Source organism: Pseudomonas sp. Z4-20 (genome assembly GCF_051131955.1).
GTDB lineage: Bacteria > Pseudomonadota > Gammaproteobacteria > Pseudomonadales > Pseudomonadaceae > Aquipseudomonas > Aquipseudomonas marvdashtae.
Window position 1 is genome coordinate 3,429,018 of record NZ_CP071641.1, and the last position, 24,541, is coordinate 3,453,558.

The window sequence follows — 24,541 nt, forward strand, 5'->3', positions numbered from 1 at the left end:
TATCGAGCGGGCTGCGAAACACCCCCGGAATGAAGTATTGTTGTCCCCATTAAAAAACGTCAGAAGCCTTGAACCGTTTCGACGGTTGTCAGGAAATAGAGGGTGTCATGGGTAACGAGAGCATCAATTGGGACAAACTGGGCTTTGACTACATCAAGACCGACAAGCGCTACCTGTCGCACTGGCGCGATGGCGCCTGGGACACAGGCACCCTGACCGAAGACAACGTGCTGCACATCAGCGAGGGTTCCACCGCCCTGCACTACGGCCAGCAATGCTTCGAAGGCCTGAAGGCCTATCGTTGCAGGGACGGTTCGATCAACCTGTTCCGCCCGGACCAGAACGCCGCCCGCATGCAACGCAGCTGCGCCCGCCTGCTGATGCCGCACGTCGACACCGAGCAGTTCGTCGAAGCCTGCAAGCAAGTGGTCCGTGCCAACGAGCGCTTCATCCCGCCGTACGGCACCGGCGGCGCGCTGTACCTGCGCCCGTTCGTGATCGGCGTGGGTGACAACATCGGCGTGCGCACCGCCCCCGAGTTCATCTTCTCGATCTTCTGCATCCCGGTCGGCGCGTACTTCAAGGGCGGCCTGACCCCACACAATTTCCTGATCTCCAGCTTCGACCGCGCTGCCCCACAAGGCACCGGCGCGGCCAAGGTCGGTGGCAACTACGCCGCCAGCCTGATGCCCGGCTCCCAGGCCAAGAAGGCCAGTTTCGCCGACTGCATCTACCTGGACCCGATGACCCATTCGAAAATCGAGGAAGTCGGCTCGGCCAACTTCTTCGGCATCACCCACGACAACAAATTCATCACCCCCAACTCCCCGTCGGTCCTGCCAGGCATCACCCGCCTGTCGCTGATCGAACTGGCGAAATCGCGCCTGGGCCTGGAAGTGATCGAAGGTGATGTGTTCATCGACAAGCTGGCGGATTTCAAGGAAGCCGGGGCCTGCGGTACCGCCGCAGTGATCACGCCGATTGGCGGCATCAGCTACAAGGACAAGCTGCATGTGTTCCACAGCGAAACCGAAGTCGGCCCGATCACCCAGAAACTCTACAAAGAGCTGACCGGCGTGCAGACCGGCGACGTGGAAGCGCCGGCGGGCTGGATCGTCAAGGTCTGATCTAAGTCCCCCGGTAGCACTGGGGGGCTTTTGTGGCGAGGGAGCTTGCTCCCGCTCGACTGCGCAGCAGTCGCAACCCGCTAAACGCGGTCTACCTGAATGACCGCGTTGCTTGGCTTTGGGGCTGCTGCGCAGCCCAGCGGGAGCAAGCTCCCTCGCCACATGGAGCCGCGCCAGCTCTACCCTCGTCGCAAAACCGACCCTCGTCGCCATCGCTGGCGAAACCAGCCGTAGCCGCTGACCAGCACAATCCCACTCAATACCAAGACCGCCCCAACGATGAAGTTCGGCTCCAGCGGCTCATCCAGCAACCAGACACCAAAACCGATGCCGAACAACGGCGTCATGAACGACAGCACCCCCAATTGCGACGCCAGGTAGCGACGCAGCAGGGAGAACCAGATCAGGAAACTGGCGAAAGACACCAGCAACACCTGGAACGCCATGCTCGCAAAGAGCTGCGGCGTCGGGTTGATTGTCGTTTCCCCGAGCGCCGCCGACGCGCCGATCAGCAGTATCCCGGCGCCCACCAGCTGGTAAAGCAGCGTCTGGCTGGCCGGCAGGTCAGTCAGTCGCGAACAGCGTACCGTCACCGTGGTTGCGCCCCACAGCGCGCCGGCCAGCAAGCCCATCCCGTCACCGAGCAACGAGCTGCCGCTCGCCGCGCCCGAGCCGCCACTGAAGGCCACCACGATCCCGCCGAATGCCACCGCGATGCCCAGCCATTGCGCCGGCTTGAGACGTTCGCTCGGCAGTCTCCAGTGCAGGCCGAGGGCGGCGAACATCGGTGCGGTGTACAAGAAAATCACCATGTGCGAAGCCGTCGTGTGGCGCAGGCCTTCGCCCACCAGCACGAATTCCAAGGCGAACAACAACCCCACCAACAGGCCCGGACGCCAACTTCCATCGGCCAGGGACAGACGTTCGCCGCGCGCCAATACCAACAGCCAGACCAATACCGCTGCGATGGCCGAGCGCACCCCCAGTTGCAGCATTGGCGCCATGTCGGCCGCGCTGGCCTTGATCGCGACTTGCTGGAATCCCCAGATCGCACAGAGGCCGGTCATCAGGGCGCCGACCTGGCCATCCAGGGCGCGGCGGGTAGTCATGGGAAAACTCCTTGGGCAGAAAATAGATGAAAGGATTGTCTGCCTGACAGCTTTGCTGGATATAGTGATTACCCGACAAGCCATCCCGGTAATCCGCCATTGCGATCGATATGCAGCCTCCAGCCCAGCATCTGAAGATTCCTCCGTTCGAAGCGGCCCTGCCCTCGCCGATTTTCTTTCGCAGCGCCTGCATGCCGGCCCATGCCACTTACCCTCGGCACCGGCACGCCTGGGGAGAGTTCGTCTACTCCTACAGCGGCGTGATGGAGATCGAGATCGCCCAGCACCATTACCTGGCGCCACCGCAATACGGCATCTGGCTACCGCCGGACATGGAACACGTTGGGTTCAATCGGCATGAGGCCTGCCATTGTTCGTTATATCTGGCGGCCGAACTGTGCGGTGCGCTGCCCGCCGTGCCCTGCGCGCTGACCTTGAGCCCGCTGATCCGCGCCCTGTTGGAAGAGCTGCGCAGCGACCCGCCGAGCCAGCCACAGACGTCCGAGCAGCAGCGCTTGTTGCAGGTGCTGCTGGACAAGCTGGTCCAGGCGCCCCATGTCGGCAGTTATTTGCCGTCTTCGGATGATCCGCTGTTGGGCCCCGTGCTGCGGGCCTTGGAGGAGAATCCCAGCGACCCGCGTTCCTTGCCGCAACTGGCCCGCGCCGCCAACACCACCGAGCGCACGCTGATGCGTCGGGCCCAGCGGGACCTGGGCATGTCACTGGTGGAATGGCGCCAGCGCCTGAAAGTCATCGAAGCCCTGGCCCTGCTCGAACGTGGCCAGAGCGTGGAAACCATCGGCCTGGACCTGGGCTACAGCAGCGCTTCGGCGTTCATCAGCATGTTCCGCAAAATGATGGGCACCACGCCGGATGAATACCGACGCAGGCATATGGCTTGATTAGCGCAGGTCCGCAGGCGAGACGCGCCTGCTCACGATAGCGGCCGCGGGTTGGGTCTGAGTTTCAGCGCTGATGCCAAACCGCGCCGCCATCTCCCGCTGTCCTGCAGCCGTCAGCCCCAAGGCACGGCTGTCCAGGTCCTGGATCACCCACTTGCGCTTGATCGCCACTTGCAGCAATGCCTTGCCCAAGGCACCTCCCAGATGCGGCCGGCGCATGCTCCAGTCCAGGCACGGGCAGGCGAATCGGCGTCGCTGGAGCATCAGCGCCGGAACGTCAACGCCCAACCCGTTGAACAGCGCCTCGCCGGACTCACTCAGCTGGTAGCCCTCGCCCTCCACGCCCACGAGCCATCCGGCTTCCAGCAGACGGTCATGCAACCTCACCGCCAACGTACCGGCCATGTGGTCGTAGCACGTGCGAGCGAATTGCAGGCGATCCGGAGTGCGCGAGGTGAAGGTCGGGCTGGCGCTCTGGCCGATCACCATCAAGGCTTCGAGGGCCTGGGCCACACGTGGGTCAGCGAGGCTGTAGTAACGATGGCGACCCTGGACATGCAAGCGCACCAGGGCCTGCTCCCTGAGCTTCGCCAGATGTGCACTGGCGGTGGAGGCACTGACTTCGGCGATACTCGCCAGCTCCGTGCTGGTGCGGGCATGACCGTCCATCAACGCGCAGAGCATGCGGGTGCGGGCCGGTTCGGCAATGGCCGCCGCCACCTGGGATACGCCCACGTCATGTTGTCCTGCATCCATATTTCGCTCCCCGCCGAATCAAGCCATGCATCGACTGGAGATAGTAGCAACACTTTCTTCATCACGAACGAGGCAGCGCTTCATGGACCCGATCATCGCCGCGACTCACGCCGATCCTTACCCTTACTACGCGAGCCTGCGGGCCAATGGCGGGTTGACCTTCGATCCTCAATTGAAGCTCTGGATCGCCAGCAGCGCCGAAGCGGTCTGCGCCGTATTGCATCATGCCGATTGCCATGTGCGTCCGGCCGATGAGCCGGTGCCGAGCGCCATTGCCGGTGGGCCTGCCGGCCGGGTCTTCGGGCGCCTGATGCGGATGAACGACGGGGAACGGCAGCGGTGCCCGAAGGCGGCGATTTCGCCCGCGTTGCGGGACATCGATCCCTGGCAAGTCGAAGCGTTGGTCAAGAGGCGCTTTCTCAGGGATGGCGCCGAGGGCCTGCATCAGGCCCAGTTTATCGGACCGGCCAGCGTGGTGGCGGCGTTGCTGGGTTTCGACCCGGCGCAGAGCCGCCTGATCAGCGAATGGACGGGAGATTTCGTCGCCTGCCTTTCGCCCTTGAGCCAGGCGGCGCAACGGGAGGCGGCGCACCGGGCCAGTAAGCGACTGACCGGCGCTTTCCACGAGCGCATCGCGGCGCAAGACAATCCTGTGTTGACGCGCATCTGCCGGGGTTTCCAAGACACCGACAGCCTCGTCGCCAACCTGATCGGCCTGCTCTCGCAAACCTATGAGGCCACGGCTGGCCTCATCGGCAACGCGCTGCTGGCGCTGATCCGTGATCCCGCCTTGCGCGTCTTGCTCCGCGATAATCCTGAACAGGTCGGCCCATTGCTGGCCGAAGTCCAGCGTTTCGACCCTGCGGTACAAAACACCCGGCGCTTCGTCGCCCTGCCCTGCGAAATCCTCGGCACGGCGCTGCAACCCACGGATGCGGTGCTGGTGCTGCTGGCCTCGGCGAATCGCGACCCGCAGCTCAATCCGCAACCGGACGTCCTGCTGCTGGATCGCCCGAACCGGCGAAGTTTCAGCTTCGGCAGCGGGCGCCATGAATGTCCCGGCCAGAGCCTGGCGATGGATATTGCCCGCGCCACGCTGGGTGCGATTCTCGGGGACCAACCACGACTGGAACAGTTGGCTTGGTGCTACCGCCCTTCCGTCAATGGACGGATCCCGCTGTTCAGCGACCAATGATGGACACGAGTCCTCAATCGTCCCGCGTCAGCACTTCCAGCAGCTCGATTTCAAATATGAGATGGCTGTTGGGCTTGATGTGCGCCCCCATGGACCGCTCACCGTAAGCCGCGGGGTTTTCGCAGAATTCGATGCGACTGGCAACCTTTTGCCGCGCAAGGGAACCGCAACGGCCACATCGGTTCACATGGGTATCGACCCTGCCTTTCAGATAAGGACTTTCTGATGATCGACTCTCGCCCGCTGCATAGTTTTATCCCGCCTTATATCCTCAATCGCATCATCGCCCATGGCTCGGAACAGCAACGCTCCAGCGCCCTCGGCACGCTGACCCACGTTAAGAACCTGCGTCACAATCCCGGCCCGCCGAGTAATGCGCCCGCTGCGGCCAAACTGCCCAAGCCTGGCCAGGCCGGCCATCCGCAGCGCAGCATTCATGACGCCCAGAACAACATGGAATTGCCGGGCCAGCCGGTGCGCCTGGAAGGCCAAGCGGCCAGCGGCGACCCCGCGGTGGACGAAGCGTACGACGCACTCGGCGCCACCTATGAGTTTTTCTGGAAAGTGCTGGGGCGCGACTCCATCGACAACAAAGGCTTTGCCCTGGTCGGCACCGTGCATTACGGCCAAGACTATGAAAACGCATTCTGGAATGGCGCGCAGATGGTGTTTGGCGACGGCGATGGCGAAATCTTCCAACGCTTCACCCGCTCCCTCGATGTAGTGGCCCACGAGCTGGCCCACGGCGTCACCGAAAGCGAAGCCGGCTTGATCTACGCCAACCAGTCCGGCGCGCTGAACGAGTCGATTTCCGATGTGTTTGGGGTGCTGGTCAAGCAGTTCGTCCTGGGCCAGACCGCCGACCAGGCCGACTGGCTGATCGGCGCCGACCTGCTCACCGACAAGATCAATGGTGACGGCCTGCGCAGCATGTCCAACCCCGGCACCGCCTACGATGACCCATTGCTGGGCAAGGACCCGCAACCGGCGCACATGCGCGAGTTCGTCATCACCCGTGAAGACAACGGCGGTGTGCACATCAACTCTGGCATTCCCAACCGGGCCTTTTATCTGGTGGCGACGGCACTCGGCGGATTTGCCTGGGAAAAGGCCGGGCGGATCTGGTATGACACTTTGTGCGACCGACAACTGGCCAATGACGCCTCCTTCAGCGCCTTCGCCCGCCTGACCGTCGCGCACGCCCGCCAACGCTTCGGCGAACGGGAAGTGCAAGCGGTGCAGGATGGCTGGGCCCAGGTGGGCGTCGACCTGAACGAGGAGAACGGATGAAAACCCTTCCAGACCTGGACGATAAAGCCGTCGTCAAGCTGTCACGCCAAGGCGGCGTGGCGGCCATCCACGCCCTGACCCGCCCCCGGGAAATCGAGTTCGCCCAGTGCGACCTCGATCAGCGCACGCGCATCTGCTCAGTGTTGGAGGGGTGCCTGCCGCTCACCTCTTCTACGCCGGGCCGGGGCGACCAGCGTTACTTCCAGATCGAGGTGCGTTTCCGCGCCAACGACCAGGACGATGAGATGGTGTTGCAGGTGCCCGAGAACCAGGCACCTGGCGAACTGGTTCATTTGTGGGACAAGGGCGAGGTGCTCTGATTAACGTGTGGCCGGGACGATCTTGACGATCGCGCCGGACACGGTTTCGACCAGCAAATATTTGTCATCGATCTGCACCCATTGTTGCTCTTCTGTAGGTTGCTCGAGTTTCTTCTGCTTCCAATCTTTAATGGCCCGGTCCGAACGCTGATAGTCGGCGGGTACCCGGTCATTCTCCACCAGCCTGCGGCCATTGCTCGGCGAGTGCTCCAAGGCGTCTCCGGTTTTCTCGACCGCTTGCGCAACGGGGCCAAGGGCTCCAAGGCTGGCGATCAGGACCAGGCTGGCGATCAGGGTTGGTTTACGCATAAAAAACTCCAGGTTATCCAAGGTACTGAATCTGGGACTTCATCGACGGCGAATCATTCATTTTACTGGTGCTTCTGAAGGCGCCCATGCCCTTGTGGCGAGGGAGCTTGCTCCCGCTGGGTTGCGCAGCGACCCCAATCCAGGCAACGCGTTCATTCAGTGATACCCCATTCACCGGGTTTACGACTGCTGCGCAGCCGAGCGGGAGCAAGCTCCCTCGCCACGGGTTGCGCCTGGCATGGCATAGTGGCGGCTCCTGGACCACGGACCTCGCCATGACCTCTTCATCCCCCGCCCTGAAGGAAATCTTCAACGCCGAGCGCCTGCAGCACATCGCCACCGAAACGCGCGCGGTGTACCCAGCCTTCGATGCCAAGGCGTTCCTGCACATGGCCACCGACGGACTGGCCCAATTGTCGGTGATGCAGCGCATGGCGCGGGTCAGCGAGTGTCTGCATGAGGTAATGCCGCTGAGTTATGAAGCCTCGCTCGACGTTCTGCGGGCCTTGGCCCCTCGGCTGAACAGCATGTTCGTGAGCATGTTCCTGCCCCACTACGTGGCGTCTTATGGTCGGCATAGTTTTGACCTGTCGATGGACGCGCTCAAATATTTCACCCGGTTCGGCTCTGCGGAGTTCGCCGTCCGGCATTTCCTGCGCGATGATTTGGCGCACACCCTCAAGGTCATGCACGACTGGTCACTGGACGCCAACGAGCATGTACGACGCCTCGCCAGCGAGGGCAGTCGGCCGCGCTTGCCGTGGTCGTTTCATCTGGAACCAATCCAGGCCAACCCGGAACTCACCGCCGCGATCCTCGATGCCCTCAAGGCTGACGACAGCCTCTACGTGCGCAAATCCGTCGCCAATCATCTCAACGACGTGACCAAACAGCATCCCGACTGGGTACTGGAGCGGATCGAAGGGTGGCCGCTGCAGGACCGCCACACAGCCTGGATCGCCCGTCACGCGCTGCGCAGCCTGATCAAGCAAGGCAATCTTCGGGCGCTGGCCGTGATCGGCGCAGGCGGCAAGGCGCAGGTTGAGATTTCGGATTTGCAGGTGACGCCGCCGGTGATTCGCCTCGGAGAACAGGTCATCCTGTCCTTCAAGGTGAAATCAACCTCTGAACAGGACCAACGCCTGGTGATCGATTACGCCATCGACTACGTGAAAGCGTCAGGTGGCACGTCGGCCAAGGTGTTCAAGCTCAAGACCTTCGACCTGCCCGCCCTTGCTTCTGCCAGCCTCAGGCGCTCCCAACACATCCGCGAACTGACCACCCGCCGGCACTACGCGGGCCGGCATGCGGTGCATTTGCTGGTCAATGGCGAGCGACTGGGCAGCGCCGCATTCGAGATCCTTCCCTGAGCGAATGCCTCAGGCCATCGCCACGCGTTGCGCCTGGCGGATGTCGTGCAAGAAGCGCTCGGCCGGCAGCGGATGACCCAACAGATAGCCTTGCAGCGAATCGCAGCCCAACTGGGTCAGGAAGTCTTGTTGTACGTCGGTTTCCACGCCTTCGGCGACGATCCGCAGGCCCAGGGCCTGGCCAAGGGCGACGATGGCCGAGACGATGGCCGCGTCATCGCTGTCGTGCTCCAGGTCACGCACGAAGCCACGATCGATCTTCAGCTCGTTGGCCGGCAGGCGCTTGAGGTACATCAAGCTCGAGTAACCGGTGCCGAAGTCGTCGATGGACAGGTCCACGCCCATGTCCGACAGTTGCTGCAGCACGGTCATGCTCGCGTCCGCGTCGCTCATGGCCGTGGTTTCGGTGATTTCCAGGGTCAGGCTGTTGGCAGGCAAATGGTGGGTCTCCAGCGCCTTGGCGACACTCTGCACCAAGCCTGTATGGCAGAACTGCAACGCCGAAAGGTTCACCGCGATGCGCCAATCGGTGTAGCCCAGCACGTACCATTCGCGCATCTGCCGGCAGGCTTCGTTCAGCACCCACTCGCCGATGGGAATGATCAACCCGGTCTTTTCGGCCAAGTCGATAAAGGTGTCGGGCATCATCATGCCCTGGGTCGGATGGGACCAGCGCAGCAGCGCTTCAGCGCCGACCGGACGGCCATTCGCCGCGTCGAACTTGGGTTGGTAATGCAGGCTGAACTGCCGCTGCTCGACGGCGATGCGCAAGTCTTGCAGCAGCTGCAACTGCTTGCGGGCGTTGCTGTTCATCGACGCGTCGAAAAAACTGTAGCCATTCTTGCCGGCGCCCTTGGCGTGGTACATCGCGGCGTCGGCATTCATCAGCAGCTCTTCGGCGCTTTCGCCGTTGCCGGGAAAAAGCGCGATGCCGACACTGGCGGATATCTGCAGGTCATGGTCGGCGACCCGGAACGTGCGCGCGATCAGCGCGACCTGGCGCGCAGCCAGGCGCAAGGCGTCGTCGGGATCGGCCAGTTGCACAAGCAGGACGAACTCGTCACCACCGATCCGCGCGAGGGTGTCCTGGTTGCGCAAGTCCTCGCGCAGACGCAAGGCCACGTCCCGCAACAACAGATCGCCCATGTGGTGCCCGAACGCGTCGTTGACCGGTTTGAAACCGTCGAGGTCGATGAACATCAACGCAAAACAGCCGCCCTGCTCTTGCACCCGGTGCATGGCCTGGCCGATGCGATCCGCCAGCAATACGCGATTGGGCAACCCGGTCAGGGGATCGTGCAGGGCCAGTTGAGTCAGTTCCCGATTGGCCTGGGTCAGCGACTTGGCGAGTTCCGCGGTACGGGCTTCCAGACGCGCGTCCAGAATCGACGTCAGCAAGGCAATCGACAGCACCGCCAATGTGGTGATCAGCACCAGATTGTCCAGCCCCTTGCCGCTCAAGCCGTCCAGGGACCCGCAGAAACTGCCGTCGCTGAACTGCGCCGCGGCCATGCCGGTGTAGTGCATGCCGACAATGGCGATGCCCATCACCACGGCGGCGCCAGCGCGGGCGATTCGTACATGAGGGGAATTCTGGCGCAGGCGCACGGCAATCCATAACGCCGCCGCGCACGCCACGACGGCAATCAGCAGCGAGGCGCCAAACAACGTCGGGTCATAATCAATGCCCGGCTGCATCCGTAACGCCGCCATGCCGGTGTAATGCATGGCGCTGATGCCGATGCCCATGACCAGCGCGCCAAACGCCAACTGCCAGGCCCGAAGTTTCGGCTGATTAACCAGCCACAGGGCAAAGCCGCTGGAAAGAATCGCGATCAGCAGGGACAGCGCGGTGATCGCCACATCGTAGCCAAGCTCCACCGGCAGCGTGAACGCGAGCATGCCGATGAAGTGCATGGACCAGATGCCCACCCCCATCGCCAGCGAACCACCCGCCATCCACAAATGAACGGCACGGCCCTGAGCGGTAGCGATACGCCCCGTCAGGTCCAGCGCGGTATAAGACGCCAGGATCGCAACAAACAAAGAGATAGAAACAAGGGCGGGGGAATAACTGCCGATAAGCATGGGTTTTTCTCGTGACAGAAAGCCGAAGTGCCTCCATGCCCGGTTGAAAGTCGGCGATTGTACACAATTGGTACGGCCGTGCACGGACCGGACATCAAAAAGCCATCACTGATGAAATATTTGCGACGAAAGACACTTCGCGCAAAAAAACCAGGCGCCGTTGCGACGAAGAACCCAGCTCCGAATCGGTTCGGCTAAGATCACCACGTCACTTTCAGGAGCGCCTGCATGATTGTTCCAGACACCAAAGCCACAAACACCGCATTACTGGTCATCGACATCCAGAACGACTTCATTCCCGGCGGCCAATTAGCGGTGCCGGGCGGCGACGAAATCGTACCGCTGGTCAACCAACTGGCCCGTACGTTCCGACACGTCGTGTGCGCCCAGGACTGGCACCCCGCCGGACATGCCTCGTTTGCCTCCAGCCACGCAGGCAAACAACCTTTCGACATCATCCAACTGCCCTACGGCGAACAGAAACTCTGGCCCGACCATTGCGTCGAAGGCACACCGGGCGCCGCGCTGCACCCGGACCTGAACCTGCCCCACGCGCAATTGATCATCCGCAAAGGCTGCAACCCGGCCATCGACAGTTATTCGGCCTTCATGGAAGCCGATCGCCAGACACCTACCGGGCTAACGGGTTACCTCAAGGAACGCGGCATCGACACGGTGTACATGGTCGGGCTGGCCCTGGATTTCTGCGTGATGTATTCGGCGCTGGATGCACGTATGGCCGGTTTCAATGCAATCGTCTTGCTGGACGCTTGCCGAGGCATTGATATCGACGGATCAATGGATACGGCCATCCGCCGCATGCAAGAGGCTGGCGTGAAATTGATCCAATCGAGCGACATTGCCGATCCCGCTTTGGCGTGATGATTCATACTCCGTGCATTTCCGCCTGACAGTGAACTCCCATGCCCCGCCTCGCCCGCACCCACCCGCGTCTGTCCTGCGCCACGCTTATCGGCCTGACGGCGGGGCTGCTGATTCCCGCGGACTCGATCATCAGCCAAATACTGATCGGCTGGAATGTCGGGGTCTGGACATACCTGGTGCTGATGTTCTGGTTGACCGTGCGGGCCAAGGCACCGGACGTCCAGCGCATCGCCGAACGCGAAGACGAGAACGCGGGGCTGGTCCTGCTGATGGTCTGCATCGCGGCGCTGGCGAGCCTGGCGACCATCACCTTCGAACTGGCGGGCAGCCGTGACCTGCAAACCGCCGCAAAACTGCTGCATTACGGTGTCACCGCGTTGACCGTGATCGGTTCATGGCTGCTGATCGGGGTGATTTTCAGCGTCCACTACGCGCGGTTGTATTACACCTGGGAAGGCAAGGAACCGGCACTGCGCTTTGCCGAAGGGCTGACCACGCCCAACTATTGGGATTTCCTGTATTTCTCTTTCACCATCGGCGTGGCGGTGCAGACGTCGGACGTGGGTGTTGCGACGCGGCAGTTGCGCAAGATTGTGTTGGCGCAGTCATTGATTGGGTTTGTGTTCAATACGGCGATCCTGGGGTTTTCGATCAATATTGCGGCGGGGTTGTTTGGGTGACGGTATGGGGCCACTTCGTGGCCCAGCGGGAGCAAGCTCCCTCGCCACGGGTTCAGTGAACAGCTTCAGGAGGTGTGGGCAGCCACAGCCGGAATCGTGCCCCGCCCAGTGGCGAGGCCTCGACGGTCAGTGTGCCGCCCTGGGCTTGCAGGGCGCGGCGGCTGATCGCCAGGCCGAGGCCGAAGCCGCCGGTGGCGCGGTCGCGGCTGCGGTCCAGGCGGTAGAACGGCTCGAACACCCGCTCGCGCTCGCTGTCGGGAATGCCGATGCCATCATCGTCGACCCAGATTTCACAGCCTTGCTCGCCGACCAGCACACCGACCTGGATACGCTTCTCGCAATAACGCATGGCATTGCGCAACAGGTTCTGCAACGCCCGTGCGGTGAGGCGTGGGTCCAGCACGAATCGCTCCAGCGCTCCGTGCAGCAACACGTCAATCACCACCTCCGGTGCCGCCAGGTCTTCGTCGAGGCTGCCGAGGATGCTGTCGATGAATTCGTCCAGCGGCACTTCGACCCGCTCCGGCAGGCGCTCGGGGTTCTGCAAACGGCTGTAGGACAGCAGCTCCAGCACCAATTCATCCAACTCGCGAATGTGTGCCACCAACCCTTGCAAACGCTCGCGACTGGCGGGCGGCAGGTCTTCGGACAAGGCCAGCGCCAGGCCGAAATCCAGCCGGGTCAGCGGCGTTCGCAACTCGTGGGACACAGCGTTTAGCAGGTCCCGTTGCTGATTGAGCAGACTCTCGATGTCGCCGGCCATGGTGTCGAACACATGGGCCAGGCTGCCGATGTTGGAACTCGGTGTGATCTGCGTACGCTCGCTCAAGTGGCCCTTGCCGAAACGCTCGGCGGTGCGCTTGAGCCGTTCCAGATCGCGCCAGTGCGGCCGCAGCCAGAGCAACAGGCAGGCCAGCATCGTCGCGCCGATCAACACGTTGATGCTCCAGTACAACCAACTGACGTCGGCCGGGTCCGGCGGCACGACCAACTTCACCGCCGTGCGCTCGTCCAGCGGCGCCGCCGCCAAAGTTCGCCAGGCCCAGTCACCGAGACGCACCACATTCTCGCCGCGCTTGAGCCGCGCCTGTTCATCGGCGCTGAAGCCCTCATCATCGACAGCGGCCAGTTCTATGCGCAGAGGATCGAACTCCTTGTCCATCTGCGCCGCCAGCGCCGGCCATTGTTCGCTGGGGACGGCGTGGAACTGCTTGACCATCAAGGTTTGCAGGCCCCGGGAATAATCAAGGTTGTAGGTCAGGAAACGTTCATGGAACAGGCGGATCACCAGCTCCGGCATCAGGTAGATCGCCGCGCTGTAGGAAACGATGGTGACCAGGTAAAGGCGAATCAGCAGCTTCCACATCGGTCAGCATTCCCATTCGGAACGGCTGAACAGATAGCCCTTGCCCCACACGGTCTTGATCTTGCGCGCTTCGCCAGCGTTGTCGTCGAACTTGCGCCGCAACTTGGAAATAGCCACGTCCACCGAACGATCAGTGCCGTTGAATTCGATGCCGCGCAAGCGTTGCAGAATCTGGTCGCGGCTCAGCACTTCACCGGAATGCCGGGCCAGCACCACCAGCAGGTTGTATTCGCCGCTGGACAGCTCCACCGGCTGCCCACGCCAGGTCACCGTGCGTTCGGACAGATCGATGCACAGGTTGCCCATGACGATGCGATCATTGACCGTCTGCGGCTCGGTCAGGCTGCTGCGTCGCAACAATGTCCGCACTCGGGCGAGCAACACCCGTGGCTCGCAGGGTTTGGTGACATAGTCGTCCGCACCCATCTCCAGGCCCAGCACCTGGTCGTGGCTGTCGTCGCGGGCGGTGAGCATCAGGATTGGTAGAGTCGCCGAATCGGCCCGCAGCAAGCGGCAGACCTGCAAGCCGTCCAGCCCCGGCAGCATCAGATCGAGGATCACCAGGTCCGGCGGATTGACCCGCGCCCGCTCACGTACATGGTCGCCACGGTTGAGCACGCTGACGTGATAGCCGTTGCGCTCCAGGTAGCTGGCGATCAATTCACAGAGGGCGGCGTCGTCTTCGACGAGGAGGATGTTGGGCATGGGTGTATCCAAAGGTACAAGGCGCTGAGAATCTCAAGCCGCCAAGGATATACGCCCTCGTCCGCCGCTGAGCAAAACCCTTACATAATTTCACACAGCCTCAACGTATCTTTATTCCGGATACAGAAATGCCCCGACGTTATCGGGGCATTTCACATTATCCCAAGGCAGGAACCGTCATTTAAAAGAAATAACTCAACCGCAAGCTACCGCTCCAATCCTGACTGACGGTCGTCCCCTTGCTGCCCCCAACCTGGCCCGAAACCTGCCAGTTACGTTGGGCTGGCGTCCACTTCAGGCCTGCACCGTATTCGAACGCGGTACTGGCGCGGTCGTCATCGAAGCTGTCATCGTTAATCCGAACTTCGTTGGTCTTCACGAACTCATGGTTGACGCCGGCCGACAGGCTAGGCTCCAACAGGCTGCCGTTGTCGAGACTGATTACACGTCCGCCCCTTACGCCTACATTTCCTTGCACAGAACGCATAGTGTCGGCTTTGACCTCAAGACCGTTGTCCAGGCGATAACTCTCGCTCTGGGTGACGCCGGTCGAGACCCGCACTTGCGGCTCAATGAAGTAGTTATCTTGCAGGCGGATATGCTTGCCCACTGCAACCGAACCGCTGGCGCCCAAGGCTTTGTAGTCACCCTTTGAGCGCGTGCCGTCGCTCATGGTGACCTTGGCTTTGTTGTTGAACTGATTGACCTTGGCCATGACATTGACGAACACACCGCTCTGAACATCGAATGTACTGCCGTAAACACCGAGATTTACGCTGTCGACCGTTGCGCTGGATCCATACCGCAGGTCCATGTTGGTGTGACTGGTACCCACGAACCCACCCAGCACCCATGCGCGATCACCAATATCTACCAGCGTATCGGCACCGCCGGTGATTCCGTTCTGGTTCTGTGAGTAACCGTCGCCATAGGCATTTTCGACGCTGTACTGATTACCGTAAGTCCGTATCCAGACACTGTTGCTCAACTTGGTCTCGTTGTCGCTGGCCGAACGCATTGACGCATCGGGCCGTGCGCTGAGCCCCCGATCACCGATCTGATCGTTGAGCATATTCATTTCAGCATTCAATACGCTGCGAGCGCTGCCGGCCAAAGCCAGTGCCGTATTAGTGGACGGGCTGACGGTGTCTCGGTCGGGATTGAGGTACAAACCCTCGCCGTCCTTCTTCAATCGATAGACGAACGTACCGGCGTCGACTGTCTCACGACCGCCCAGCGAGAAACTCGCGTCGCCAGCAGCAATGTTGCCGATCTTGACCGCTTCGGCACTGGTTGGCGTCGTCCCGGTCGCGGAGACCAGCAATTGATGCTGCCCGCTGGCTGTACCGGTGACATTCAGGAAGTCCGTGTTGCCGTTCCCCAGGTCGGTGCCCATGACAAAGGTGCCGTTACCCGACAGCTCGCCAATGTTCAGCTGTTGAAACTGCTCATTAGTGCCCATGCGAACCACACCACTGCTCAGGCCGAGTCGCTGCACGGTGCTGTCGCCGGTCATCACCCATTGCGCCGCATTGTTGATATTCAGGTTGCCCGAATTGGTGATCTGGCCGGTCAGTACAGAGCCGTTATTGAGCAATACGCTGCCGTTGGCATCCGAGAGGACGTCGCCGGTCATCTGGCTGTTGTTGTCCAGCTTAAGGTCGAATACGTTCTCCACATTGCCGTTGATTGCAGAACCGTTATTCAGATTGACCGCGGCCCCCGTACCCGCAACGGCCAGTACGTTGCCGTTCAACGTGCTGTTGGTGTTGAGGTTGACGCTGGTGACGTTCTGCAAATTGCCTTCAAGCGAGGAGGCGTTCTGCATCAACCACGAGACAGTACTGCCGGTCTCGGCAATGACGTCGCCGCGTAGCGCGCTGGCATCGACGTTGACGTTGGCAGTGGAGCGGTTGGTGGCTTGCAACAATGTTCCGTTACCACCGTTCAACTGCGAGCCATTGAGCACGTTGATGGTAGCGACGGCGCCAGCAGCACCAAAGGACCCCACTACGATCGCCGAGCCGGTGTCCCCTGTTACGAGCGTATTGTTCAACGTCACCGTACTGGCGTTGACGCCTGTATTGTCCGCGCCGATTCGCAGGCCGTCCTGTCCACCGGAAATGGTACTGCCGGTCGCCGAAAGCGTTGCGCCTTCAAGCTGGACGCCATAACTGGTGGCGCCGGTGCCACGCAAGGTCGAATCGTTGACCGTCAGGACGCTGAAGCCGGTGGCGTTTGCACCACCGAGGAGGCCGGTAATCGTGCTTCCGCCTGTGACCGTTGCGCTGGAGGCGGTTGGGGTGTTGATATTGCGCCCCAACAGCAGGCCCATACTGTTGCTACTGGTAATAGTGCTGGCATCAATGGTGGCGGAGCTGTCGATCAGCTGAAGACCTCCTCTGTCCACCGCACTATTAACCGTTGCGCCCGAGAGGTTCACGCGAGAAGCGGTGGCATCAATGCGCTGACTCTGGCCTCCGTTGAAAACCACATCGGCATCTTGGGCACTAACGGTCAGCGCTGTACCGTTATCGATTGTGAGTGTCCCCCCTCCCGACACACGCCAGTCTTCAAGAGGGGATGTGTTGTCCACAGTGCCATCCTGCCCCGGCAGGAGAATAGCCGCGAAAGAGTAGGAGGAAACAAAGAAAATCGAACCGAGCAAATAGCGGCCTGCCTTTCCACACTTTGAACCTGATATGCGAGACATTGTATTTTCCTGACAATAGACATAACCGTTAAATGATTTCTCTTAAAAAAACCATCTCTCGAAAGCGCCCGGCAGAATAAAGATTATCGAGCACAACGAATGTAGGAATAATCCTCCGAAGAGCTCAGAATTTTCCGAAACAAAAAAAAAGCAAAGATTACGACCGCAGGGAATCAAGCCAGGAGTTCACACCCCTGGACGTGATTATCTGCTCAGACAACAATATTATGGCGTCGGCGCAGGCGCATCCATCCGATCGCAATACTCAAAACTGGTATTGATGATATCGAACAGCTTAATTACCACCTCGGATGACTGAGTACCGTTTATATCGGTTTCATACCAATATTTCCCGAAGGCAATTGCCCCCCTGAAAGGCTGGTTCAATTTGAACTTATCAGCCGTGCCGACCTGCGCAATATCGACCTGATCCGCCGCCTTGATCACGTAGGGTTGTGAATCTGCCGTGCCTGGCACTTCGGCTGTGCCGGTTATATCCGTGACACCCACAAAATGAACCGTAATGTTTTTCCCTGGCGGCAAGTTCGTTGCGTCTTTAGGGATACCCATGGCCATTGTCCAAGCCGTTACAGGGTTGTCCATTGCAAAACAAGAAATCTCGTCACGGGTCCGCATCCTGATGGTTGGAGGCAGCAGGTCAATTTTCTGAGCATTAACAACCACATCCTGCTCAGGCGATTTAATAATATTATTATTACTACCAACGTATTTAATCGTCCAATAAGCTTTAACCGTAGCTGTTGGCAATGCCTTGATGAACGCTGCCGTAACGTTCCCCACTAATTCGCTCTCTCCACCAAAGGGTAGAAACGTGTCAACCAGTGTGCCATTAATATAGAAATCGACTTGCTCACCCCCTACGAGATCAGGCAAACCAAACCAGACTGGAACACTGATGGTACCGGGGCTATTCCTATCGCCAGGGGTAATGATATTAGATGTATTGGAAGCCCCTTTCACTGTAACCAGCTGCAGGTCGGGGTTGATCAGGTCGGGTAAATCGGGGTTGCCGGGGCCCGCATACACAAAATTCAAAAATATGTAAATCACCGGACTATCAAGCGGAGTAGATCCGACGCGGGTGTGCTCGTACCAGACTTTTACCTCCTTGGGTTGTGTCGAATCGTCGAAAAGCCTGGCTAACTTAACGTAATCAAGGGTGAACTCAACATTCGCCGTACCTAGAGGTTTTTTACCAAAACTTTCGAAAACCAGCGAATCAGAAGCATCCTCAATAAACAACTCAATTTCATCCGTGCTGAGACCGTGGAGCGGCTGTTCGACAATAGCCAGCACAGGTGCAGAGCCCGTCACGAAGTCGTCGAGATATAAGGGAACCGTTCGATTCGGGTCGGTCTTTGGAACTTTGGGCTCAAGTAATTCTGGATCTTGTGCCAACCGTAGATCAAACAAAGGTCGAGCATCCGAGCGCGCGCTCAGGTTACCAGGCAAATCTTTCCATTCATAGGCGTGAGAGACCCGAGTCAGGTTAGGTAAATTACGGAGCTCCGCGCTGTCAACGTCGAATGAGCCAGTGGCATCCACTGTGCCCTCAAACACCTTTAGCACGGTGGTACCCGAAGACAGATAATAACTTAAAACATCATCAAGTCGGCGCAGCGGATAACCGACGGGCACGGTGCAAAGCATTTTCGGATTTGTCGTGATCCAGGCTTCATCAAGAACGTAGCCAGGTCCGGCGGGCCGATTGGTCATCGTGACATCAGGTGTCGGTTTGTTTTTCAGTCGCGCAGGAACTTTAACCTCGAACGGTGCGGTACGGTCAATGGCGAACTCTACAATCGTCGAGTCGTCTTTGTTACCGCCACCGCCCTTGTACAACTCATAACGAACTTCGTAACGCGTGGGATCGGCAGGCGTCGGGGCCTCTGGAAACAGACTCGCGTCCACCTCCATTTCGAACGGGTCTGGACGACCTGCGATTAGCTCCATATCAAAGTATCCTGGTACCTTCTGTTCAGTGCCACCCACCACGGTGTAATAAATTTCCAGCTCATCTCCATCCTGAGGATCGGCGAGATTTGTAGCGGTAAAAATTAACAGTCCCGAGTCAAGAACGCTGACAGGAATCGAATCATCAGCCAGCTTATCGTTGATTGCAGCATCGACAGTTACAATGCCTGTAGATACTGCATTTGCACGCGCTTTTGGGGGTTGTAGTTTTGCTCTCATTTCCGTTACTCCTTCGTTCATTGATTTTGTACTCAGACCGGTCGGCCCACTTTCCCCAGGTGTCACTCTGTCTATTCTCACCAATCCTTTTTTCGACATGGCAACCAATCGTCCCCCTCGATAGAGGCGACAAAACACTAGCGCCGAATCATTATCAATGAGCGGTCGGACATAAATTTCAAATGGGACGACCAGCTCATAACCATTATTAACATCATCTGAAGACAGTATCCTGGACCATACTCCTTGCGTTCCTTGAACGGGGTCACCGCTTCCATTTAGCGACCGATATCCCGTCCAATAAACTTCATTGCGATCTCCTGGCAAAGCGATCCCAATGGCAGGAGGGATTCTTACAGTAACGCCGACAATAAGTGGAGGCTCCGTTTTATTGTTCAGATATCCCCACAACGTGGAATGAGGAAAGCTGGGCTCCGCCAGCACTAACAAAGGAGCGTGATCGATGGTTAACTTTCGTGATGGCGAATCGTCAAAATTACCGCCTCCGCGTTTCCAGACGCGGTAGGAAACAAACGCCTCGCCGTCCAACGACATTTGGGCAGGTGTCAAAGGCTCATAAATAAAGGGATCCACAACGATCGCTGGATAAGTTCTATCAACTATTCTAGTTTCGACTCCGCTTTGTAGCCAGAGCACCCAAAGTTGATCATTAGGTCCCGGATCAGCCCACAGAGGAATAACTATCCGCGTGCCGGAGTTCAATATATCAAGAGGCACATAACCTTCTGCGTCATTATCATCCACCCCTTCAACAGACAACGGCTCTGCCAACACTCCCGGTGTAAGCGCAGTTGAAACAGTGGACCGAAGCTTTGTCATGAGCTGTATCACCTTAGCGAGAGCCAAATTATTCTGCTGAAGATAATTAAGCTCCGGCCCCAGATATCTGGCTACTGTCAGGTCTGACAGGTTTGATGACCGTCTGTCGGCTAAATTCGGCGCTCGTTGGGGGGCGGCAAGATGTTGCAACAAGGTTCTACATATGCTCGCGCACGATCCATTTCTGCCCTTTGTTTAACTTGGGACCACTTTGCACAACTCAGCAGCGCACAACGCAATGCTCCGACAAGCGTTACTCAATGCCGTCCGCCCCACCACCAACCCAATCCGAATATGTCCCGCGGCACTCGGCCCAAACGCCTCCCCCGCCAACACCGACACGCCATACCCATCCAGCAACCGCTCGGCAAACGCCTGGGCACCCAGCCCCGTCTCACGCACATCGACCATCACGAACATGCCGCCATCGGGCCGCACCGGTTTGAGGCCCGGGCAGTTTTCCAGCGCCGCGCACACCTGGTCCCGGCGTTGGCTATATTCCTCGCGCATCCGCGCCACCTCAGGCAATTCCTGCTCAAGGGCAACTTGGGCGGCGCGCTGGACGAAGTCCGGCAGGCCGAACAGCATGCACAGCGACAGGTTCGCCAGGTGTCCGGCGAGCGCTTCGGGGCCGATGGCCCAGCCGATGCGCCAGCCGGTCATGGCATGGGATTTGGACAGGCTGTTGATGGTGACCGTGCGCTCGGCCATGCCCGGCAGTCCGGCCGGGCTGATGTGTTCGCCTTCGTAGAGCAAGTCGCTGTAGACCTCGTCGCTGATCAGCCACAAGTCATGATCAATGCACAGCTGCGCCAACGCTTGCCAAGTGGGCAGCGGCAGGCTGGCGCCGGAGGGATTGTTGGGGCTGTTGAGCAGCATGGCGCGGGTGCGCGAGGTGATCAGCCGGGCAACGTCGGACGGCTCGACCCGGAAAGCGTTTTCGGGGCTCACCGGCACCGGCACCACTGTCGCCCCGCAGGCGCCGAACACCGCTTCATAGGTGACGTACATCGGCTCGGCGACGATGACTTCATCGCCGGGGTTGAGCAAACATTGCGCAACGGCATACACGGCGCACTGAGCACCGGGTAACACCGTGACGTGCCCAGCGTCCACCGTTTGGCCGCAACGCGCTTGATGGCGGCGGGCAATGCTGGCCCGCAGGGCGTGCAGACCACGAGTATCCGAGTAATGAGTATCGCCGGCCCGCAGGCTGGCGACGGCGGCTTCGACGATGGCGCACGGAGTGTCGAAATCCGGGTCGCCCACCGACAGCAACAGCACCTCCCTGCCCTGCTCGCGCATGGCCAGCGCCCGATCATGTATCTGCCAGGCGGCGGCGCCGTCGCCGGTGATGCGTTGGGTCAAGGCTGAAAAGCGCATGTGTTTCTCCTGTGAGCGCGGTGTCCAGCCTCAACCCTATCTCAAATCACCAAGCGCGCCAGACACATTGACGCCCACCCCCGCCCATGGTCTCCTGTGCACCTTGTTACGGGTGCCCTTCACAGGGTGAAACGGGAAACCGGTGAATCGTGTGCTTTACTTCAAGGCCACGTCAGTCCGGTGCTGCCCCCGCAACGGTAAGCGAGCGAAGCGTCGAATCCACTGTGCATGCGCATGGGAAGGTGATGCTTGCAGGCAAGGCTCAAGGCCCAGCCCCTCGTTAGCCCGGAGACCGGCCCATGACTCATGCTCAACAAACCCGCGGTGGGCGGGCGCTGTTCGAATCCTGGCAAGCCTTCGCCCGGGTTTTCATTGCGCTCGATTTACCCGCTGAAAAGACCAGAGGGAAGCGCCATGTCGACCATCAGCAGCACCGCCCGCACCACCAGTAGCACCGTCACCCTGAGCCAGCGCCTGAGCGCAGCGATCTTCGCCTCCATCCTCGGTGCGGGTCTGGTCTATTTCGCCGGTTTCTCCCACATCGAAGCGGTGCACAACGCGGCCCACGACACACGGCACAGCGCCGCGTTCCCCTGCCACTGAGACCTGCCGACATGATCAAGCGTATCGCCCAGACCGCCGGTTTCAGCGGGTTGCTGGCCGCCCTGCTGCTGACTCTTCTGCAAAGCCTGTGGGTATCGCCGCTGATCCAGCAGGCCGAAACCTACGAAAACGCTCCGGTGGCCGAGGCCCATGAACACGCTTCGGGCGCGGCGCACACCCACGACGCCGAAGCCTGGGCACCGGAAGACGGCTGGCAACGCGTACTCTCCACCACCGGAGGCAACCTGGTGGTCGCGGTGGGTTTCGCCCTGATGCTGGCGGGTTTGTATACCTTGCGCGCGCCGACTCGTACGTCCCAGGGCTTGCTTTGGGGCCTGGCCGGTTACGCCACTTTTGTCCTGGCGCCAACCCTCGGCCTGCCGCCGGAATTGCCTGGCACCGCGGCGGCTGATCTGGCCCAGCGGCAGATGTGGTGGATCGGCACGGCGGCGTCCACGGCAGTCGGCATCGCGCTGATGGTTTTCGGTCGGCATTGGCTGCTCAAGCTGCTGGGTCTGGCAACCTTGCTGGTGCCCCACGTGATCGGCGCGCCGCAACCCGAGGTTCATTCGATGCTGGCGCCCGAAACGCTGGAAAGTCAGTTCAAAATCGCCTCACAGTTGACCAACATTGCGTTCTGGCTCGCCTTGGGGCTGATCAGCGCCTGGCTGTTTCGCCGTGGCGGCCAGGCGCACCACGACGCATGAAGGCCGGGCCGATCCTGGTGGTCGGCCTGGGCTGCCAACGCGGCTGTCCGGCCAGTGCGCTGCGGGCATTGCTTGACCGGACGCTGCTGGCCCACGGCATTGCGCTCGATGAGGTGCGGGCCCTGGCCAGTATTGATCTGAAGCATGACGAACCGGGACTGTTGGAGCTGGCGGAGCAATTGGCGCTGCCGCTGACGTGTTTCACTGCCGAACAGTTGTCGGGCTATCAAGGGCAGCTCAGCCACCGTTCCCGGATCGCCTTCGAGCGTACCGGCTGCCACGGCATCGCCGAAAGCGCCGCCCTCGCACTGGCCGAGCAATTGGGTTTTTCGCCCGCAACCTTGCGGGTGACCCGTCAGAAAGGCCCGCAGGCCACCTTGGCATTGGCGACGACATCGTAACGCCGGATAATCGCCCGCCGAATCATGAGCGTCGCTCATGCAAGCCTTCATCGTTCAACAGGAACCGGTCATGACCGTTTATTTCATCGGCGCCGGCCCCGGCGACCCGGAGCTGATCACCGTCAAGGGCCAGCGGCTGATTCGCAGTTGCGCCGTGATCATCTACGCCGGCTCCCTGGTGCCCGCCGCCGTGCTGGAAGGCCACCGCGCCGAGCAGGTGGTCAACAGCGCCGAGCTGCATCTGGAACAAATCATCGAGGTAATCAAGGATGCCCATCTCAATGGGCAGGATGTGGCTCGGGTGCATTCTGGCGATCCAGGCCTGTATGGCGCCATCGGCGAGCAGATCCGCTGCCTGCGGGGGCTGGACATCCCTTTCGAGATCATCCCGGGCGTCACCGCCACCTCAGCCTGCGCCGCCCTGTTGGGTGCCGAACTGACGCTGCCCGACGTATCCCAGAGTGTGATCCTGACTCGCTACGCGGACAAAACCGCCATGCCCGCTGGAGAGGAACTTGCCAGCCTGGCGCAGCATGGAACGACCATGGCGATCCACCTGGGCGTCAATCACCTGGAAAAAATCGTCGGTGAACTGCTGCCTCACTACGGCGCGGATTGTCCGATAGCGGTGGTTCATCGGGCGACGTGGCCGGATCAGGATTGGGTGGTGGGTACGCTGGCGGATATTGCCGAGAAGGTGCAGGCCAAGGGCTTCCGCCGCACGGCGCTGATCCTGGTGGGGCGGGTACTGGGCAACGAGGTGTTCAGCGAGTCTTCGCTGTACCGCGCCGGCCATGCGCATCTCTACAGGCCCTGAAACAATCGATCAGACGGCAAAAACCATGTGGCGAGGGAGCAGGCACCCTCGCCACAGCTCTTGCTGGCAGTGACACCTATCAGTAGTAGGCGTTTTCTTTCTGCGTGTGGTCGGTCACGTCGCGCACGCCCTTGAGCTCCGGGATGCGTTCAAGCAGCGTGCGCTCGATGCCTTCCCTCAAGGTCACGTCCGCCTGGCCGCAGCCCTGGCAGCCGCCGCCGAACTGAAGCACGGCGATGCCGTCTTCGACTACGTCGATCAGCGATACCTGGCCGCCGTGGCTGGCCAGCCCCGGATTGATCTCGGTTTGCAGGTAATAATTGATACGCTCGTTGACCGGGCTGTCGGCATTGACCATCGGCACCTTGGCGTTCGGCGCCTTGATGGTCAATTGGCCGCCCATGCGGTCGGTGGCGTAGTCGACCACCGCATCGTCCAGGAACGCTTCGCTGAACGAGTCGATGTACGCGGTGAAGCTCTTGAGCCCCAGCGCGGTGTCTTCAGGTTTTTCTTCCCCCGGCTTGCAGTAGGCAATGCACGTCTCTGCGTACTGGGTGCCGGGCTGGGTGATGAAGATGCGGATGCCGATACCCGGGGTGTTCTGCTTGGACAGCAGGTCAGCCAGGTAATCGTGGGCGGCATCGGTAATGGTAATGGCGGTCATGGAAACTCCTCGCAGGCTTGCCGGCAGTTTACGCCAATCATCGCGCCGGACAAAGTCCTAGTATTTTTGTCAGGAAAGCACCCGACGGCAAGCAGGA

Annotated in this window: 22 protein-coding genes, 1 pseudogene and 1 riboswitch; of the genes and pseudogenes, 12 read left to right on the forward strand and 11 right to left on the reverse strand. The window is 60.3% G+C overall.

Going from position 1 to position 24,541, the window contains the following annotated elements; genetic code table 11:
* The first annotated feature begins 107 nt into the window (after positions 1 to 107).
* Positions 108 to 1,127: a branched-chain amino acid aminotransferase gene (locus J3P82_RS15535; RefSeq protein ID WP_434557628.1), complete on the forward strand. Its 1,020-nt coding sequence runs from the start codon at positions 108 to 110 to the stop codon at positions 1,125 to 1,127.
* 179 nt (positions 1,128 to 1,306) lie between these two features.
* Here J3P82_RS15535 and J3P82_RS15540 read toward each other — a convergent pair whose 3' ends face one another.
* Positions 1,307 to 2,236, reverse strand: a complete 930-nt coding sequence (locus J3P82_RS15540; protein ID WP_434557629.1) for a DMT family transporter — start codon at positions 2,234 to 2,236, stop codon at positions 1,307 to 1,309.
* 110 nt (positions 2,237 to 2,346) lie between these two features.
* Between J3P82_RS15540 and J3P82_RS15545 the strand changes: the two genes are divergently transcribed.
* Entirely contained in the window at positions 2,347 to 3,138 is a 792-nt protein-coding gene (locus J3P82_RS15545) for a helix-turn-helix domain-containing protein (protein WP_434557630.1), read from the forward strand.
* Here J3P82_RS15545 and J3P82_RS15550 read toward each other — a convergent pair whose 3' ends face one another.
* Positions 3,139 to 3,894 carry an ArsR/SmtB family transcription factor gene (locus J3P82_RS15550; RefSeq protein WP_434557631.1) on the reverse strand — a complete coding sequence of 252 codons (756 nt, stop codon included), beginning with the start codon at positions 3,892 to 3,894 and terminating at the stop codon, positions 3,139 to 3,141. It abuts the gene before it with no gap.
* Between the two features lie 82 nt (positions 3,895 to 3,976).
* Here J3P82_RS15550 and J3P82_RS15555 point away from each other — a divergent pair, with 82 nt between their 5' ends.
* Positions 3,977 to 5,089 (forward strand): cytochrome P450, encoded by a 1,113-nt coding sequence (locus J3P82_RS15555; protein ID WP_434557632.1) that lies wholly within the window; start codon positions 3,977 to 3,979, stop codon positions 5,087 to 5,089.
* A 13-nt stretch (positions 5,090 to 5,102) separates the two neighbouring features.
* On the opposite strand, the pseudogene J3P82_RS15560 reads toward J3P82_RS15555, so the two are convergent.
* Positions 5,103 to 5,201, reverse strand: a pseudogene (locus tag J3P82_RS15560) (FKBP-type peptidyl-prolyl cis-trans isomerase); the annotation flags it as partial.
* A 113-nt stretch (positions 5,202 to 5,314) separates the two neighbouring features.
* Here J3P82_RS15560 and J3P82_RS15565 point away from each other — a divergent pair.
* Complete coding sequence (locus J3P82_RS15565) at positions 5,315 to 6,379, forward strand: M4 family metallopeptidase (RefSeq protein WP_434557633.1); 1,065 nt, start codon at positions 5,315 to 5,317, stop codon at positions 6,377 to 6,379.
* On the forward strand, positions 6,376 to 6,699 hold the full coding sequence (locus J3P82_RS15570; protein WP_434557634.1) for a protealysin inhibitor emfourin: 324 nt from the start codon (positions 6,376 to 6,378) through the stop codon (positions 6,697 to 6,699). Before J3P82_RS15565 ends, J3P82_RS15570 begins: the two co-directional genes overlap by 4 nt.
* Here the strand turns inward: J3P82_RS15570 and J3P82_RS15575 are convergent, their stop codons facing one another.
* Positions 6,700 to 7,008: an RcnB family protein gene (locus tag J3P82_RS15575; RefSeq protein ID WP_434557635.1), complete on the reverse strand. Its 309-nt coding sequence runs from the start codon at positions 7,006 to 7,008 to the stop codon at positions 6,700 to 6,702.
* Between the two features lie 275 nt (positions 7,009 to 7,283).
* Here J3P82_RS15575 and J3P82_RS15580 point away from each other — a divergent pair, with 275 nt between their 5' ends.
* Complete coding sequence (locus J3P82_RS15580) at positions 7,284 to 8,378, forward strand: DNA alkylation repair protein (RefSeq protein ID WP_434557636.1); 1,095 nt, start codon at positions 7,284 to 7,286, stop codon at positions 8,376 to 8,378.
* A 9-nt stretch (positions 8,379 to 8,387) separates the two neighbouring features.
* On the opposite strand, the gene J3P82_RS15585 is transcribed toward J3P82_RS15580, so the two are convergent.
* Positions 8,388 to 10,466: a putative bifunctional diguanylate cyclase/phosphodiesterase gene (locus tag J3P82_RS15585; protein WP_434557637.1), complete on the reverse strand. Its 2,079-nt coding sequence runs from the start codon at positions 10,464 to 10,466 to the stop codon at positions 8,388 to 8,390.
* 228 nt (positions 10,467 to 10,694) lie between these two features.
* Here J3P82_RS15585 and pncA point away from each other — a divergent pair, with 228 nt between their 5' ends.
* The gene (gene pncA / locus J3P82_RS15590) at positions 10,695 to 11,348 is read left to right on the forward strand and encodes a bifunctional nicotinamidase/pyrazinamidase (RefSeq protein WP_434557638.1); all 654 of its coding nucleotides are present in this window, start codon (positions 10,695 to 10,697) and stop codon (positions 11,346 to 11,348) included.
* Positions 11,349 to 11,389: 41 nt separating this feature from the next.
* The gene (locus J3P82_RS15595) at positions 11,390 to 12,031 is read left to right on the forward strand and encodes a DUF1345 domain-containing protein (protein ID WP_434557639.1); all 642 of its coding nucleotides are present in this window, start codon (positions 11,390 to 11,392) and stop codon (positions 12,029 to 12,031) included.
* A gap of 52 nt (positions 12,032 to 12,083) precedes the next feature.
* Here J3P82_RS15595 and J3P82_RS15600 read toward each other — a convergent pair whose 3' ends face one another.
* From J3P82_RS15600 to J3P82_RS15620, 5 genes are all read right to left on the reverse strand, one after another.
* Complete coding sequence (locus tag J3P82_RS15600; protein WP_434557640.1) at positions 12,084 to 13,397, reverse strand: ATP-binding protein; 1,314 nt, start codon at positions 13,395 to 13,397, stop codon at positions 12,084 to 12,086.
* Positions 13,398 to 13,400: 3 nt separating this feature from the next.
* Positions 13,401 to 14,102, reverse strand: coding sequence for a response regulator transcription factor (locus J3P82_RS15605; RefSeq protein ID WP_186615478.1), 702 nt, complete (start codon positions 14,100 to 14,102; stop codon positions 13,401 to 13,403).
* A gap of 181 nt (positions 14,103 to 14,283) precedes the next feature.
* A complete protein-coding gene (locus J3P82_RS15610; RefSeq protein WP_434557641.1) occupies positions 14,284 to 16,815 on the reverse strand; it encodes an autotransporter outer membrane beta-barrel domain-containing protein in 2,532 nt (843 codons plus the stop codon).
* A gap of 225 nt (positions 16,816 to 17,040) precedes the next feature.
* Entirely contained in the window at positions 17,041 to 19,869 is a 2,829-nt protein-coding gene (locus J3P82_RS15615) for a hypothetical protein (protein WP_434557642.1), read from the reverse strand.
* A 195-nt stretch (positions 19,870 to 20,064) separates the two neighbouring features.
* Positions 20,065 to 21,252: a pyridoxal phosphate-dependent aminotransferase gene (locus J3P82_RS15620; protein ID WP_434557643.1), complete on the reverse strand. Its 1,188-nt coding sequence runs from the start codon at positions 21,250 to 21,252 to the stop codon at positions 20,065 to 20,067.
* Positions 21,253 to 21,345: 93 nt separating this feature from the next.
* Positions 21,346 to 21,567, forward strand: a riboswitch (cobalamin riboswitch).
* A 99-nt stretch (positions 21,568 to 21,666) separates the two neighbouring features.
* Between J3P82_RS15620 and J3P82_RS15625 the strand changes: the two genes are divergently transcribed.
* The 4 genes from J3P82_RS15625 to cobM all read left to right on the forward strand — a co-directional run bounded on the left by J3P82_RS15625 (position 21,667) and on the right by cobM (position 23,780).
* Entirely contained in the window at positions 21,667 to 21,855 is a 189-nt protein-coding gene (locus tag J3P82_RS15625) for a CbtB domain-containing protein (protein ID WP_434557644.1), read from the forward strand.
* Between the two features lie 11 nt (positions 21,856 to 21,866).
* Positions 21,867 to 22,562, forward strand: a complete 696-nt coding sequence (locus tag J3P82_RS15630; protein ID WP_434557645.1) for a CbtA family protein — start codon at positions 21,867 to 21,869, stop codon at positions 22,560 to 22,562.
* Positions 22,559 to 22,963 carry a cobalamin biosynthesis protein gene (locus J3P82_RS15635; RefSeq protein WP_434557646.1) on the forward strand — a complete coding sequence of 135 codons (405 nt, stop codon included), beginning with the start codon at positions 22,559 to 22,561 and terminating at the stop codon, positions 22,961 to 22,963. Before J3P82_RS15630 ends, J3P82_RS15635 begins: the two co-directional genes overlap by 4 nt.
* A gap of 70 nt (positions 22,964 to 23,033) precedes the next feature.
* The gene (gene cobM, locus J3P82_RS15640) at positions 23,034 to 23,780 is read left to right on the forward strand and encodes a precorrin-4 C(11)-methyltransferase (RefSeq protein WP_434563853.1); all 747 of its coding nucleotides are present in this window, start codon (positions 23,034 to 23,036) and stop codon (positions 23,778 to 23,780) included.
* A 79-nt stretch (positions 23,781 to 23,859) separates the two neighbouring features.
* Here the strand turns inward: cobM and nfuA are convergent, their stop codons facing one another.
* Positions 23,860 to 24,444, reverse strand: coding sequence for a Fe-S biogenesis protein NfuA (gene nfuA, locus J3P82_RS15645; RefSeq protein ID WP_025214551.1), 585 nt, complete (start codon positions 24,442 to 24,444; stop codon positions 23,860 to 23,862).
* Positions 24,445 to 24,541 lie beyond the last annotated feature (97 nt).